The sequence below is a fragment of the Paenibacillus sp. XP01 genome (genome assembly GCF_057364885.1).
The window spans coordinates 4030094-4046576 of the sequence record NZ_CP139481.1 but is presented as its reverse complement, the minus strand read 5'-3'; the positions used below and the strand labels follow the sequence as shown (position 1 = coordinate 4046576).

General features: G+C 48.2%; 11 protein-coding genes and 1 pseudogene. 9 read left to right on the top strand and 3 right to left on the bottom strand.

Going from position 1 to position 16483, the window contains the following annotated elements; all coding sequences use genetic code 11:
* Window positions 1–22 precede the first annotated feature (22 nt).
* Genes SNR34_RS18190 through SNR34_RS18180 form a run of 3 tightly spaced genes read left to right on the top strand, consistent with a single transcriptional unit; the run spans window position 23 to window position 8253 of the window.
* Window positions 23–1000, top strand: a complete 978-nt coding sequence (locus SNR34_RS18190) for a carbohydrate ABC transporter permease (protein WP_236412410.1) — start codon at window positions 23–25, stop codon at window positions 998–1000.
* Window positions 1000–1881 carry a carbohydrate ABC transporter permease gene (locus SNR34_RS18185; RefSeq protein WP_236412411.1) on the top strand — a complete coding sequence of 294 codons (882 nt, stop codon included), beginning with the start codon at window positions 1000–1002 and terminating at the stop codon, window positions 1879–1881. Before SNR34_RS18190 ends, SNR34_RS18185 begins: the two co-directional genes overlap by 1 nt.
* Before the next feature lie 18 nt (window positions 1882–1899).
* Window positions 1900–8253, top strand: a complete 6354-nt coding sequence (locus tag SNR34_RS18180; RefSeq protein ID WP_486179854.1) for an S-layer homology domain-containing protein — start codon at window positions 1900–1902, stop codon at window positions 8251–8253.
* Between the two features lie 154 nt (window positions 8254–8407).
* Here SNR34_RS18180 and SNR34_RS18175 read toward each other — a convergent pair whose 3' ends face one another.
* Entirely contained in the window at window positions 8408–8809 is a 402-nt protein-coding gene (locus SNR34_RS18175; RefSeq protein ID WP_486179853.1) for a VOC family protein, read from the bottom strand.
* A gap of 252 nt (window positions 8810–9061) precedes the next feature.
* On the opposite strand from SNR34_RS18175, the gene SNR34_RS18170 reads away from it, so the two are divergent.
* A complete protein-coding gene (locus SNR34_RS18170) occupies window positions 9062–9478 on the top strand; it encodes a YjdF family protein (protein WP_236412414.1) in 417 nt (138 codons plus the stop codon).
* A gap of 180 nt (window positions 9479–9658) precedes the next feature.
* Window positions 9659–10123, top strand: coding sequence for an NUDIX hydrolase (locus SNR34_RS18165; protein ID WP_486179852.1), 465 nt, complete (start codon window positions 9659–9661; stop codon window positions 10121–10123).
* Between the two features lie 294 nt (window positions 10124–10417).
* Here SNR34_RS18165 and SNR34_RS18160 read toward each other — a convergent pair whose 3' ends face one another.
* Window positions 10418–10600, bottom strand: a complete 183-nt coding sequence (locus SNR34_RS18160; RefSeq protein ID WP_339272680.1) for a hypothetical protein — start codon at window positions 10598–10600, stop codon at window positions 10418–10420.
* 506 nt (window positions 10601–11106) lie between these two features.
* Between SNR34_RS18160 and SNR34_RS18155 the strand changes: the two genes are divergently transcribed.
* Together SNR34_RS18155 and tnpB are read left to right on the top strand one after the other, a co-directional pair.
* Complete coding sequence (locus SNR34_RS18155) at window positions 11107–13416, top strand: stalk domain-containing protein (protein WP_486179851.1); 2310 nt, start codon at window positions 11107–11109, stop codon at window positions 13414–13416.
* A 254-nt stretch (window positions 13417–13670) separates the two neighbouring features.
* A pseudogene (tnpB, locus tag SNR34_RS18150) lies at window positions 13671–14865 on the top strand (IS200/IS605 family element RNA-guided endonuclease TnpB).
* A gap of 32 nt (window positions 14866–14897) precedes the next feature.
* Here the strand turns inward: tnpB and SNR34_RS18145 are convergent.
* Window positions 14898–15452 (bottom strand): stalk domain-containing protein, encoded by a 555-nt coding sequence (locus tag SNR34_RS18145; protein WP_236412420.1) that lies wholly within the window; start codon window positions 15450–15452, stop codon window positions 14898–14900.
* 79 nt (window positions 15453–15531) lie between these two features.
* Between SNR34_RS18145 and SNR34_RS18140 the strand changes: the two genes are divergently transcribed.
* Together SNR34_RS18140 and SNR34_RS18135 are read left to right on the top strand one after the other, a co-directional pair.
* Window positions 15532–15795, top strand: coding sequence for a hypothetical protein (locus SNR34_RS18140; RefSeq protein ID WP_236412421.1), 264 nt, complete (start codon window positions 15532–15534; stop codon window positions 15793–15795).
* An 80-nt stretch (window positions 15796–15875) separates the two neighbouring features.
* Window positions 15876–16388, top strand: a complete 513-nt coding sequence (locus SNR34_RS18135) for a hypothetical protein (RefSeq protein ID WP_486179850.1) — start codon at window positions 15876–15878, stop codon at window positions 16386–16388.
* Window positions 16389–16483 lie beyond the last annotated feature (95 nt).

Genomic DNA, 16483 nt, shown 5'->3' with positions numbered 1-16483 from the left:
TTTGAAAAGAGAGGCTATGCTTATGAATCCAGAACGCAAAATCGGTTCGGAATCCATCCCTGCCAGAAGATTTGCCAAAGGTGCCACCAAAGAGGCCTTTGCCGGATATCTCTTCGCCGCTCCTGCCATTATCGGATTTTTGGTGCTGACGATGTACCCGATGCTCGCCAGTTTATATTACAGTTTTCACAAAATTACGATGATGGGCGGCAGCCAAGTCATGGAATGGATCGGGCTGGACAACTTCAGGTATATTTTCAGCAACCCCAGCTCCGAATTCAAAAAGTCGATTACGGTTACGCTCGTTTACGCCTTTGTCAACGTGGCGCTTGTTATCGTGTTTTGCCTGATCGTTGCCCTGCTGCTAAACCGCAAGTTTATCGGGAGAAATTTGCTGCGGGCCATCTTCTTCCTGCCATCGGTCGTGCCGATGCTGGCGACAACGATCGTATGGCAGATGCTGCTGCAAAATCAGGCCAAAGGCGGGCTGGTTAACTGGATTTTACTGCAGTTGGGTATCGCGCCTTTGGATTTTCTCAACGATCCGCTGCGGATTTTCTACACCTTGTTTATCATGAGCCTGTGGACATGCGGCGGGACGATCGTTGTATTTATTGCCACGCTGCAGGACGTTCCTGGAGAACTGCTGGAGGCCGTAGAGATGGACGGAGGCAACGCCTGGCACAAGTTTCTTAAGGTGACTTACCCTACGATTAAACCTGTCCTCTTCTTTCAACTCATCATGTGTATGATGACGTCGATCCAAATTTACACCCAGAGCGTGGTGCTGTCGAGAAACGGTGCGCCCGATCGGATGACGTACTTTATCAACGTCATGATCTACGACCACTCCTTTGTGCAAGTGGGCATGCGCGGATTGGCATCAGCCGAAGCGTGGATCGTATTCCTGATCACCTTGGTCATTACAGGCGTGTTGTTTTACTTTCAAGGCGCGCTGAAACGTGATGATGCCATGGGCAAACGAAAGTGGGTGAGATAATGGCGACGGTACCTGCAGCGATGAAATACGCAAGCATCAAGCAGGCGAAAAACCGAAGAAAAGTGTTTCATATCGGGTTGATTTTGCTGTCCTGCCTGCTTGCGTTGATTTTTGCTTTTCCGTTGTACTGGCTGTTACGCGGCGCAATGGTCAGCCATTCGGAAATTTTGGCCAGGCCGCCCGTATTTTTTCCGAAGGAGCTTGGATTGGATAACTTCAGGCTGGGGCTTGAACGGATTCAGTTCTGGCGGCAGCTGTGGAATTCGGTTTCCATCGTCGTTCCTTATGTCATTGGCACCGTTATTACCACCAGCTTTGCCGCTTACGCGTTTGCCAAACTGCGTTTCCCGATGCGCGGCACCTGGTTTGTACTCGTCATCAGCAGCATGATGCTGCCCAGCGCGGTTACATTGCTGCCGCAGTTTTCGTTATATACGTCGCTTGGGCTTGCGGGCAAACCAGCGCTGATTATTCCGGCTTTTTTTTGCGCAGGCGGCAATGCATATTTCGTTTTCCTGCTAAGACAATTTTTTATGACGATTCCTGCTGAGCTGAGCGAGGCGGCCAAAATCGACGGCGCGGGTTATTTCCGCATCTACTACCGGATCATGCTGCCTCTCATTCGCCCTGCAATGATCGTGGTTGCGCTGTTCAGTTTCATCAACTGCTGGAACGAATTTTTCTATACGATGATTTATCTGAAAACAGAGGCCGATTATACCTTGCCTATGGGCTTGTACATGGTGAACGGAATGCGTATTCCGAACTATGAGCAGGTCATGGCGCTTGCACTGATCGTAACGCTTCCCTGCCTGGTGTTTTTCCTGATCGGCAACAAATATTTCGTAGAAGGCATTACGTTGACGGGAATTAAAGGTTAATAAGGAGGAGACGAAGCAATGGCGACAAAGAAGAGGAAATGGGCAACGAAAATGTGGGTGGCCGCCTTGGCCACCGTCGTAACCTTGAATACGGGCATCGTGCCTGCGTCGGCAAATTATACGACAGACTTCGTCCATGAAGGCGTAGGCACTGACTACGGCGAAGCAGCGTGGAAGAATAATCGGATCGTGGGTGAGCCCGTAGATTTCAGCCAAGCCACCGTCGGCCAGATGATGAAGGCGATCGAAAATTTTGATTTTGACCAATTCGCCGCCGATCATGCCGACCTGCCTTGGCTCGACCAATTGCTGGTAAACGAGGGTGTCATCCCGGACGACAACAACGATGATGGCAGTGCCAACACGCTGTTCAGCCGAGGGAGCGCGCTGTATATGAAAACGCAGGACAACCGGCAGCTCGGTTTTGTCGGACAGGTACATTATGCGGATACCCTCAACAAGGATACGATGTATAACATTACCCTATCTACGGGAGCCGTCGTGGAAAACAAGGCTGCGCGCAAAAATTATCCGAGCCACGCGGACCAGACCTACACAAGCGGCGGACTGGACATCAACCAGCGTAAATTCATTACCTCTTCAAACAGCGCCGTTACTTTGCTGAAGTTAACCAACAACGGTAATGCGCCAATTACGTTAACGATGACCGTTAAATCCCCATTCGTAACCGACACCGAGGGAGACGAATTGATCGGCAAACGGGTGGCTGCTCCAATCATGGTTGGACGTGCCGGAGAAAAATACGTGGAAGCGATGTCCCATGTCGACGTGCATTTGAGCGGGGACGGCATGATGCCTGTCGGTAATGATTTGGTCAAAGAAATTACGGTTCCTGCAGGCGGTTCGGTGGACGAGAAGGTGGTCATGGGGTGGTTGGCGGACGAAATCCCGGCCTCGAAAACGCAGTATGCTGCTTTTAAAGCAAGTAATAATGAAAGGGCTTTCAGCGACCAGGTAAAGGAGTACAACGAATGGTGGGCGCAAAACATCCCCTATATCGATATTCCGGACGAAAACGTGAAAAAGGTGCTGTATTACCGTTGGTGGTCCAATCGCTTCAATTTGCTGGAAGCCAACATTCCCGGCAACGACTGGCAATTTCCGATGAACATGGAAGGCGTGCTCGGTTATAACAACGGAATTACGGTCAGCGTGCCTTGGGTGCTGCAGGATTTGAAGTGGCTGCGCGATCCGTCTTATGCATACGGGACATGGTTAGCCCAGGGTGAGTATTCCGAAAACGCCAACTACAAAAACAATCCGGGACGCCCGAATATCTGGACATGGGATATGATGCAGAACACGTCGCAAGTGGGCTGGGAAGCCTATAAAATTTATGGCGGCGGAGAAAAGGTGCTGAAAAAATTCGCCGATTTCTCGGCAAACGACGTGACGGGCACACTGAATCATTTCCGGGGGACCAACCCCGATCTGGTTTATTACAATCACGGGCCGATTACCGGCAATGACGGGGACACAGTATCCATGCACTGGAAAGGAAACGGAAACTATGCCCGGTTGGACGGTTCTTCTACAGCATATGCGAATGCGGTAGCCACGCAGCAAATGTACGAACAGCTCGGGGATGACGCGAACGCCAAACGCATGGAAGAGGTTGCGCAGCGGATTCGAAATGCGATCCTGAACAATATGTGGTTTGACCAGGCGGACTTTGACGGCGACGGCAAGGCCGATACGAACGGGGAAGGCAGTTTTTTGCACAAAAAAGTCATCAATCAACAAGACGTATTCAATCCGTGGCGTGACAACAACATGTTTGTGTTTAACTTCGGCGTGGTGCCGAAAGAAGGCGAGCAAGGGTATGAATCCAAATACTTGACCCAGTTGTCCGACTATGGAGATCCGAACTATTATCCGATTTTCCCGTTCTTCACGGCAGATCAGCACAGTATCATGAAACGCGTGGAGGCCTTCCGGAAAGGAGAGACAAGCGCATTCGGCACCGACCAGTTCGCTTGGTGCAACTTTGGGAACTACATTAACACCATTCGCGCTTCCTTACGCCATTACCCGGTGGAAAACATCAACAGCGACACGTACAAAACGTTGTTTGACTGGGGGGCTTGGCTGCACACGGTTGAACCGGGCAATACCGATCACCTGGATTCCAACGAGTTTTTCTGGTTGGAGGATTATTTCTTCGGCACGCCTTGGACGCCGGAAAATCCGCCGAACCCAAGCGGCAAGATGGTGCGGGCGTGGATTCACCATGATACGCTGGGCATGATGAATTATTCCGTCATGGAGGATATGGCAGGCCTGCAGCCACGAGCGGACGATAAAATCGAGCTGTGGCCGCTCGGCATCAAGTATGACCATTTCGCCGTGGACAATGTACGTTATCATGATGCCAATCTGTCCATCGTGTGGCAGGACCCGGCCAAGTATAGCGACAGCGATCCATACTACAAGGACATCCCCGTCGGATACTCGCTGTTCATTAATGGCGAACGTGTCATGACCACGGATGAAATGTCGCATATCATTTTTGATACGGCGACGGGCAAGGTGGAAAAACCCGATGGTGACGTGCCAGGAGCTGTCGGAGACAACACAAACACCAACGTCATTTATGAAAAGGGCAGCGCTGTTCAACTGGCTTCGGCAGATGACACTTCAATTGGAGATAATGAAAAAGCAGTGGACATGTTTAATAAAGCCGGCGTTGACGTGGTGCACAACGGTGTAAACCTGGCGACAGCGCCCGGAACGACGGTGGAATCCAGCTATATTCATAGTAATTCGAATGTGAACCGACTGGCAGACGGGTCCACGATTGCCTCGATGAACCATACGTCGAATACGGCGTTGTTCGGCGGATCGCCGAATCCGTCCGATTCGGTCACGTTCCAATTCGATGGAACCCAAACGGTGGATAACGTCAAAGTGTACTTCTATAATGATCGGCGGCCCAACGGGTATGCTGCCCCGCAAACGTTCGGTGTGGAATACCTGGATGCGGACGGCACCACATGGAAGCCTGTAGAGGGGCAATTCCGTTATCCGGACTATGTGGCCGCAAATTATAACAATGTTGAATTCAATGCGGTGAACACGGCCGCCATCCGAGTCCATTTTACGCATGTCTCGGGCTACTCCACAGGCATTAAGGAAATTCAGATCTACAACAATCAACTGAACGTAACCCCTTCGGAAAATCTGTCGCCCAAGGTACAGCTGGACATGCCGGTGACCGTGGAGCAAGGAGCCCCGTTGAAGCTGGCGCCCATCATTACAGATGACGGTCTGCCGAGCGGGCGGTTGACGTATGCATGGAATCTGGTTTCGGGCGACGCCGATGCAGTGCAGGCCGAGGCGCTGGACCAGGCAACGCTGAATGCCACATTCGGCGCAGTGGGCGAATATCGCTACGAATTGAGCGTCAGCGACGGAGACAACGTCACGAAGGTCGAAGTGCCTATCACGGTATACGTAGCGACGGCTGAGTTGTCCGGGACTATTGCCAAGTTTGCGGACCGGGTATCGCCTCAGGGCAAGCTTGTCCGCAATGCCGACGATTTCACGCCAGACTCGTGGCAGACGCTGCAGGCAGCGCTGGTGGAGGCCAAGGAGCTGCTTGCCAAAGATGACTACACGCTTGAAGAAGTGCAATCCATGACGAATCGATTGCGCCTGGCAGAAGAGAGCCTTCGTTACCGCAATGCGGCTCTGTTGGCTACGCCCAGCGCTTCATATACGTCGGCATGGGAATCTTTGAACGGGGTAAATGACGGATATATCCCTTTGGTCCCAGGAAGCATCGGCAACCAGGAGATCGAAACCCAATACGGAAACTGGGGGTCGCCAAGCCAGAGTCATTGGGTGGAGTATACGTGGAAAAGCCCTGTGACCCTCTCCGGCAGCTCCATGTACTTTTATGATGATGGTGGCGGCGTACAGGTTCCGGCCGATTACGACTTCGAGTATTGGGATCAAGCCTCGGGCGAGTATGTTCCTGTTAGCGGACTCAGCGAGAAGAAGATGGAAAAGGGGAAATTCAACCAAGTCACCTTTAATGAAGTCACGACCGACAAACTGCGTTTAACGATGAAAAATCAAAGCAGTTCGGTGTACACCGGGCTAAAGGAATGGCGGGCCATCTCGGCCAAACCTGAGGGAGAAGAAGCACCTCAAACGGACCACGGCGCGATTACGGCCATAGAGCCGGTTTCGGTCAATACGACCATCAACGTCATGCCTGAACTGCCTTCCCAAGTCACCGTGACCTATGCGGACAAGACGAAAGGGCAGGTCAACGTCGTGTGGGATGAGATCCCGGAAAACAAGCTGTCCATCGCAACCGATTTTGTCGTGCTTGGCAGCGTGGAAGGAAGCGACTTGAGAGCAAGCTGCCGTATTTATGTCAAATACGATAAGTCCCGCCTGAAAGCGGCGATCGATGCTGCTTCCGATCCTTCCGTGAACGAAGAGAACTATGTCGGCACGCCGGAACAATGGGAAACGTTGCAGGCGGCTTTGCGGACGGCCGATGATGTGTACAACAATGACGCTTCGACCGAGGGAGATATCGATTCGGCGTACAAAGCGTTGTTGGAAGCTTTTGAAGCATTGCAGCCCATAGAGGAACACAGTGCAATCATTAGCGGGATCAACATTTCGGGCGGTTCGGTGGACCCGTTGGCCAAGGAAATTGTCGTTCCCGAATCGACGACGCTGGAGGAACTCAAAGCAGGACTGACCGTTCCTGCAAGTGTGACATTTACGGTGTACGAGTCCGATGGGCTTACGACAGCAATCGATTTGAAATCGGGATACAAAGTAACGGTAACAGCTTCTGACCTGATTACGTCGAACACGTATACCGTCATCATGGTCACAGTAAATCCGCCGGTGAATACAGCGGCGCTGGAAGCGAAGCTGAACGAGGCAAAAGCGTTGAAGCAGGAACGGTACACGGCGGCAAGCTGGAAGGACCTGGCGGAAAAAATAGCATCTGCCGAACAATGGCTGACGAGCGGAACCGCTTCACAGGCAGACATCGATGCTGCGCTCGGCGCGCTGGCTTCGGCCATGGCGGGGTTAAAGCTGCTGCCGCCGCCAACACCAACGCCCACTCCGACACCCACACCAAGTCCATCGCCATCGGCTCCAATTCCGGCACCCGTTCCAACGCCTGTGCCTACGGATCCGAAAGAATCTACGCCAGGTGCGGTGAGCCCAGGCAGAATCGAAGTGAAAGCAGCTGCCGGCAAGGGTGGCAAGGCCAAGGCCCAGCTCACGGACAGCGAGATTAAAGCAGCGTTGGAAAATATGAAGGGCGGGAAGTTAACCATTGTCATCCAAACAGACTCGGATGCAAAACAAGTCGAAGCAGAGATCCTGTGGAAAGCGCTTATTGCTGCAAAGTCCTTAACGAGTATGAGGATCGAAATAGGTTCGACCGTATTGACGGTGCCGCATCGATTCCTGACCACGTATAAGGATATCAATAATCTGGGGCTGATCGTAGAAGTTGTGGAACCTGCCGAGATGCCTGAACCTGCAGGAAAACTCCGTGAAGCGGAAGCAGCTGCCAACATTACGCTGAATGCAGACGGCAAAAGCCTCTCCGCGGAAGAGTTAAATGGTAAAGGACTCAGGTTAGCGATGCCTTATGCTTTGAAGGCAGGGATGAAGGGGCATCAGGTGGTTGCCTTTACGTTGAACGATGCGGGAGCGGCCCAAGCTGTGGTTGGCGGAAAATATGATGAAACGTCAAAAATGTTTGAGTTCAACATGCGACAGAACGGCATGTTTGGCGTCCTTGGCGTGAATGTTGCCTTCAACGATCTGACCAACGTGAAATGGGCCGTGGAGGCGATTGAAGCACTTGCAGCCAGAGGAGCCATTCAGGGAACGGAAGCAGGCCATTTCAATCCCGCGGCTCAAGTAACCCGGGCAGAGTTCCTGAACATGTTGATGAACACCTTTGACCTGCTGGATGAAACAGCAATTCCCACCTTCAGCGATATTAAAGAAGGGGCCTGGTATAGGGACGCAATCGCTAGTGCGCAAAAGCTCGGGATCGTCAAAGGGAAAGCGGATGGCTCTTTTGGCGTCCATGAACCGATTACGCGCGAAGAGATGGCGGTCATGATTTATCGCCTTGCAAGCAGCTTGGAAGTTGCGTTACCGACCGGAGAAGGAGAAGTTTCTGCGGCGTTTGCTGATCTGGAGCAGCTTTCGGCAGAGTCTTTAGCAGCAGTGGAAGCTGTGCGAAAAGGCGGTTTGATTGCCGGAATGGCGGATGGCCGCTTTGACCCTAACGGTCAGACCACACGCGCACAAGCGGCGACGGTCATTTACCGATTGCTGAAAAATGTGGATTAAAAGACAAAATTAAGCCAGGAAACCCGTACTAATCAATCACACAAAGCCTATGTTTTTTCCGGTTTAAGCAACGTTTTTGATTTGAATTACAGCATTGAAATGATAAGGAGTATAAAACGCCGGTGACCTTAAACAGGTTACCGGCGTTTCTATATTAGCGTTTCGGCATTTTACGCTCATCCATGTACAGCAGGTTCCAGCGGTGGCCGTCCAGGTCGGCAAATCCCGCGCCGTACATCCAGCCGTCTATTTCGCTCGGCCTGCCAAAGATGCTTCCCCCGGCAAACTCTACGTTTTGAATAAAGGCATCTACTTCTTCTCTGCTTTCAGCGCCGATGGAAAAAATCACTTCTGCGCTATGTGAAGTATCTGCGGTTTTTGAACCTGTAAATTTCTCAAACGCCGCATCCGGGAACAGCAGGATCGTTGTTTGGCCTATAACAAGCTGGGCTCTCTCGTTACCAACGCTCACCGCATGAAATCCAATTTCATTGAAAAAGGCAGTAGATCGTTCAATATCTTTGACGGGCAGGTTAATCCAGATTTCCTTCGACATGGCTGTGGCCTCCTGGAATATATTCTCAACTACTCCTACTATACTCTACCTCAGCATCAGAAGCGAATCTTCTTCAACTAAAGAGCCAATTCGTGGAGGATTCACCAAAGGTGATAAATGTGATATAACTTTAACAGGAGTGTAGAAACACAGATCGGTTGGTAGTCCGGTCGCACTGGGATAGCCCTGGTGTCAGTGACCTTCCCCCCTCGGGATGTCCATCACTCCAGCATGAATTGAGGGGGAGTAAGTATGAAGCTTACCGTATTGTTTGATGAAAGTTGTAAGTACTGGATTGGTGTGGTTGAGCAGGAAGAGCAGGGACGTCTGAAAGCTTGTCGTCATATTTTCGGTAACGAGCCGAGGGATTCGGAAATATTAGAGTTCGTTGGCAAGAACATGATGGAATTGATGAGCCTTACGAAGGTAGGAACGGATACGAAACGACGTAAAAGCACCCGAGTCAATCCGAAAAGACTGGCTCGCCAGGCTTCTAAGGAGATTGCTCAACGAGGCTTATCCAGCCATGCTCAGGAAGCGATCAAGCTGGACCTTGAATCCAGAAAACTGCAGCGAAAAGTGCAGAATCGCCAACAAATTCTAGAAGAAAATGAAAGAAAATATCAGCTTAGAGTTCAAAAGGCGAAGAAGAAGCACAGGGGCAAGTAGTCAAAACAAAAAAGAATTTAAAGGGAAGCGGGTCTTATAGACTTGCTTCTTTTTTATGAGGAAGGGGACGCTGCAGTAGCGAACCGCTACTTTACGAGTGCTAGTTTAGTCATTTACAACTAACGGAACATATGTTCTACTGGTGATAGTATTCATTTCTAACTATGGAGGTTTTTTAACGTGACGCAAAACGGAATTGTGTTGGTTGTGAGTGTTTCGATACGACATGAAGATAAGGTCCTTATGATCCAAGAAAATAAAGCATCTGTTAAAAATTCCTGGAACTTTCCGTCAGGGAGAATCGAGCATGGCGAAGATATTCTGGAGGCAGCACGTAGAGAAGCAAAAGAAGAAACCGGCTACGATGTCCAACTTACAGCCACTACAGGTGTTTATAATTTTATTAGCAGTACCAATCATCAGGTGATTTTATTTCATTTTACTGGTGAAATCATCGGTGGTTCTCTCCAGTTAAATGCAAATGAGATCATTGATTCGAAGTGGATCGAGCCTTCGGACCTGTTGGATCCAGATTTACTGGAGCTGCGCGATAAAGAGGTCATTAAACAGATTACGGAAAATGTGATCTCCCAAAAGGAATATCCATTGGCGTTATTTGCCAAACGTATGGAGGGGAGATTTTAACGCACGGACTTCGCTTAATTGGAGAATGGAGGACTTGTCATGTCCAAATTTTTTAAAATAGCCGCTTATATATTAATGACTTGTGGAACTCTTGTTCCAATGGGAATTCTCTCTAGAGAGAGTCTGTACTTTACATTATATCCAGGACTGTTACTGCTATTAATCACCAACGTATATGAAGTTGTCATGAAATCCAAAAACTGAAAATGTCTTTAAGCTGTTTTCGTAAAAACAAAACTAATGGGGGGAGAATCTCACTCATAAGAGCAGGATCCTTGATATTAGAGGCCAAGCTCAGTCCTGGCTTCTTTTTTCTTTATAGAAATTGGATATAAGAATGATTACAATGCCAATAACCATTAAAATGATACCTATTGTTTTGTATGGAGCGAATTCTTCAATAATAATGAAGGCTAAACCTGAAGCAAACATAATCGTGCCAAGAAACGCAAGCCATTTCCTTATTGATCTGCTCATAATATGTATCACCTCCTTGTTTAGAAAGGGATCTCTTTTTTTAATGCAATAATTGGATTTGTTTACATTATAACTTGAAGTTGTTTTATTAAAGAGAAAAATATAGGGGATTTAATAGATAATATAAATATATACGGCACCTGGTGTAACTGTATAATTTCAAAGTTATATAAACCGCAAAAAACATCCACACGTTAACGGAGAGGCAGAACCAATCTGAAGAAGCGAAGCGGTCTAAAAGCTTTCTGAAAGAAAGCTGCTTCGGAAGCATAGGCTTGTCACCGGACTTTTCCCTTTGAAAAAGGGAATATGAAAAAAATCTGGGGATAACAGCGATCGAAATATGGTGCTGCACTCGTAGTGGCTTAGTGGGATTTATTATTGCGGTTATATAGATCCAAAATATACAAAATATTATGTAACTTTTCCTTGGAGTCAGGCGTTTAATAGTATGACTTTCGAAAGAATGAAATTTGCATGTGAGCAGAAGGAGCCGAAGACAAGAAATGAATCTGAAAAAGAACATGTCCATTTTTACCGCTTTAGCTGTTATTCAAGCATTTGCAGTTGGTTCGGTGAATGCGCAATCGGTGGGTCAAGCCGACGTTGAAGCTTTGCAGTCCGCCAACGTAGAATCGGTGGAGGTCATAAAGCAAGAGCAGCCGCTTGCCGAGAGTGAAGTGGTGACAAAAAGCAGCAACGCATCCTCCGGTGCTCCATCTACTGAGAAAGGAACGGAAGCTTCCACACTAACAGACACGGGGACTACGCCTGCAACCAATACGACCCCGACTGCCACTGGCGAAGAGACAACGACGAACAAACCCGGGGAGAGTTCCACAGGGCAGGAAGGAGCTGCGGAAGCTTCAAAGGATGACGACACGAAAGCGCCCCCTGCTCAAGTCGAGCAGCCTGCTACAAATGGAACGGCTGCTGGAACATCGGGCGGAGATCTGACTTTGTACATGAATAGCAACAAAATGGAGCAGGACGGGAAAACGTATCTTGCTGGCCAGCCGATGACTGTAAAAAACGGTGTATCCTATGTTGCCATTCGTGCACTGGTGGATCGTGTGGGATATGGGGTCAAATACGACAGCAAAACGAAGGAAACGATCATCATCAGTGGTGATAACGAGCTCCGATTCAAAACCAACAGCAAGGTCTATACCGTGAATGGCGAGTCCAGAACGATGAAAGGCCCTGCTTACCAGCAAAAAAATACGTTCATGGTGCCGTTAACTTCGATTACCCAAGCTTTGAACATCACTTACAAAGTGAATCAGTCGGCTAAAACGGTTGTGCTGAATCTGAATACGAAACCTGTTGCAAGTTTTACGATTTCCCAAAAGGAAATTGTTGCGGGCGATCAGGTGGACTATGTAACTTCTTATCGTTCTCCAAATGGACTGAAGATCGTTGATGAACGCTGGACAGGTCGTCAGGAATCGTTTGATCAGGCGGGTACATATACGATTTCATATCAGGTTCAGGATTCCAACGGCCAATGGAGCGATCCCTACTCGATGACGATTGAAGTTCTGAAGCCTAATCTTCCTCCAGTAGCCATGTTCACGACGGACAAGGAACAGTACAAGATGGGTGAAAAAATCACGTATATCGACCAAAGCACGGATGATGAAAATGCTATCAACGAAGTGGAATGGGAGAACAACTCATTAGCATTCTTTGTTCCGGGTCCCAAAACGGTGACCATTACCGTTACGGACAAACACGGTGCAACTGACACGTACAGCAAAGTTATCACCATAACCGATGAGACGTTGTATTCTCAATCCGATTTCAATTTACTCTTTACCCCGGTCGGACAGAAATTTGCCTTCAACGGCGGGGAAGTGCATTCTATGGAAAAAGTGCCTTATACGTACACAGATGAGGCAAGCCTGCTGATCCGCAGCAACAGCCCGGAAACGGTGAATACGGAAGGCATAGTATATAAAGAATCATCTACGGGGCAGACCCGTTTCATGATTCACCATGTGAACAATACAGGCAAAAGAGTAAAAATGTATGTTATCGCAACGAATAACAATCCATATCCGGCAGTATTCGAACAACAAAATATGGGCTTTGCGGGACCTACTCCATATGCTACCGTAGCCGGGAAATTGTCTATCGATAAATGGTTCAAGTCGATTCAGACTGGGTCCGATCAAAAGAAAGAGTATATTCAACCTGGAGAAAGCAAACTGATTTTGACCGAGCTCAATAAAACTCCGATGAAACAAGGGCAAGTGATCTCACTTTATTCGGACGCATTCAGCGATTATCCACTGGACTATAACGTGATCATGGTCGAAGAAAATAAAGATCCGTTCGAAGCCCTGCCGATGCTGCCTGTGCTTGATCGTGACGGCGTGCACAACCGCGGAACGTACCCGAATGCTACTCGCATCATTACGTACGATCAGCCATTGGGAGACAAACCAGCCCGCCTGCCGCTTGGCGACAATGCGAGCGATCCGAATCTGGTCGGAAAAGATCCAATGGCCTACATAGACGCATCCAATGCGGGCAACTTTGGCGTATTGTACAAAATCACATTGAACAATGTCGCTCCGCGTACGCTAATCTCTTTTAACCCTCGCGGAGGAAAATATTTTGGAGTAGCTCTTGTGAACGGACAGGTTGTGCAGATTGCTGAAAACAGCACTTCCGTCAACACGTCGAGTGAACAAAGCGTTCTCTACCGCACAGGATCCTCTGGAGAAAGCGTAACGATTCTGTTCTCTGCCGCGCCAGGAAGCAACCTGCCGGTCAATCTGCTCTTTACGCCACTCCCGATGGAGAAGTAATGTAGTTCTCCTATAAGCTTGAACGGAAACGGGTGGTTTCGGTCAACATGATTTCATTCTAAACATGCTAAAACCTCTCCCAACAACACAGGGAGAGGTTTTAGATGTAAGAATTTAAAAGTGCTTTATCGTTGAAGGCGAGAAGACTCCCTCCTCAAAAGCGTCAGCTTTAGGTGGGGGATGAATCGCCATCTTTTGGTATTCAGAACCGAACATATGTACTATAATAACTGCAAGGAACGGAGGTGTATGGCATGCTCTTCCATAAAGCATACAAGTATCGGATCTACCCCAATCGTGCACAGCAGCAGCTAATCCATCAGATGTTTGGATGTTGCCGTTTTGTATTCAACCATTTTCTAGGACAATGGAAGGATACGTTTGCCGCCACGGGTAAGGGCTTGTCGTACCATGCTTGTGCCACGCAGCTTCCAGATCTAAAGCAAGAACATCCATGGTTGAAAAAAACGGATAGTATTGCTCTACAATCGTCTGTTCGGCATGTAGCCGATAGCTTTGATCGTTTTTTCAAGAAGCAGACGCAGGCTCCGCGTTTCAAAAACCGTAAACATCCGGTACAAAGCTACACGACCCGATATACGAATGGAAATATCGCTGTGAATGGAAATAGGCTGAAGCTCCCCAAGCTGGGGTGGCTGCGGTTTGCAAACTCTCGCCTCTGTGAAGGACGCATTCTCTCGGCTACGGTACGGCGAAATGCCGCGGGGAAGTATTTTGTTTCCCTCATCTGTGAAGTGGAGATAGAGCCCTTACCGGATAACGAGAAGTCGGTAGGGATCGATCTGGGACTTAAAACGTTTGCGGTATCCTCCGAGGGTATGCGGGATACTCATCCGAAAGCCTGGAGCCGGTATGAAAAGAAGTTGGCAAGCTGGCAGCGGAGGCTGGCCCGGCGTACGAAAGACGGTTCTAATTGGCAAAAAGCCAAACGGAAGGTCGCCCTGATCCACGAGAGAATGGTGAATATCCGCCATGACTTTTTGCACAAGCTGTCCACCAAGCTGATTCGTGAAAACCAAACGATCAGTACCCTCGGACTTAAAGGTGTCTAACATGCTCAAGAATCACAAGCTGGCCAAATCGATTGCCGATGCGTCCTGGAGTGAGTTTAGAAGGCAGCTCACGTATAAAGCGGAATGGTATGGGCGCACCCTCAAGATTGCGAATACGTTTGCTCCGACAAGTCAAACCTGCCATGTATGCGGAGCGCTGCACCGAGAAGTGAAAGATCTTTCGGTACGGCAATGGGTGTGTCCCTCCTGCGAGACCCTCCATGATCGGGATGTCAATGCAGCCCGAAACATTAAGGATGTTGCCATATCGATCGTCATAGCGGCCGAGAACTGTGGGGACCACAGGGATCGCTTGGTCCACTTCGAACCAAGAGGTTCGATTACCCAAGAATCCCCCACTTCAAGCGAAGGCTAAGTGGTGGGAGTGTTCAATGAACGATGGTCCTTCTAATCGTTAAACTCAACAAATACATGCATATATCGATCGACCCCTGGGATCCCCGTCGTTTGTTTGATATCCAAAAATTCAAGTTTCTCTGCCCAGTCCAGTCTTTCTTGATCCGAATCATCGGCATATTCTTCAAAGATGTACGCTAAGACAAATGCATTAATAGTCGAGACTCCATCGTTCAATTGTACCCAATCTTCAGGGAGAACGACTTGGTTCTCACTCGCCGTGATTTCCTTTCCAGAGAAATTAAGAATGAGTTCTTGTCCTCGATTTATAATTTTAGTTATTTTGTTCTTTCCATCCCACATCATCTTTGCTCCAGATGCTTTAAAGACATCCTTTACTGGAATTTGAATGGAGTTATAGGTCGTGGTGGTTAACTTACCGCTTTTCGAGACATTTAATACGGATTTTTTTATTGAAGGACTATACATGTACGCCGCGCGCTCTTTAAAAGAGAGGTCATTTAAAGAGGGGTCCTTAGCAGATGCGATGGACGCTGCACCGACAACTAAGGTTAACATCAACAACAGAGAAATTAGTCGCTTCATCTTGATTCCTCCTAAAATAATATTGTTCATTCGAATTATAAACGCTATAAGCCATACAAATGTTGGGAGTGACCATTATATGACCAAATACAATAAAAGCTGCGAAGACACGTATATAAAATTGTGGGAAGATATTCGAGAATTAGATGAAAAGGAAATCGTAAAAATAGTAGAAAGTATTAAGAGGCAAACCCATTCAAAGTTAAAACGTGAGGAGAAGTATAGGGAATTCAAAAATTATCTAAAAACCCCTTTACCCTATATCGCAGTGATCATGGGCATCACGATTCCTTCAGCTATATTGGTTATTTTTCTTTGGACATCGTTAAAACTAGAGTACTAGTTAGCGAGCCGTCGATGGAGAACAGGAACATCCGGAGATGATGAAGCACTTTACGAATAAAGAATGCGAGGGATGGGATCTTGAAAAAGCTTACCGCTATGCTTGGATTATTTGTATTATTAATCGCTTGTCAAGATAAAACAACCCGTGAACAGGCACAGAAGCCAACGATTCCAGTAACGGAAAGTGTGACTGAAGAGGAAAACAAGCAAAAGGAAGAAGAACTAACAAAAGCCAAGGAAGCTGAAGACATCCCGCCGGTTTACCTTGATGAAACGAATTATACAGGGGACGAGCTGGAGATCGTCAAATTAATGAATGCCCGCCTGCGTTATATATGGGAAGAGGATGAAAAGGGGTATATGAGCCTTATTGATCCTCAAGCGCCAATATCGGGTATGGGAAAACTCAAAGTTCGCAAGGTTACCTCCATGAGTGACATTACCATTCAAGAACAAAAGAAGCTTTATCAGGCAGTCGTAATGGTTACTGAACTGAAGGAGAACGACGAAGAATACAGCAACATCATGGTTTTTTGGAAAAAGAAAGAAGAGGGAGATTCAGCTCGATGGGTTATTGCAGATATTGATTAAGATCTTTAGATCAGATGACCAAACAAACTCGGCGACCTCCAGCCGATTGAATTTCGGAAGAAAGTCGCCGCTTCATGAAAATTCCTCTTTATTGT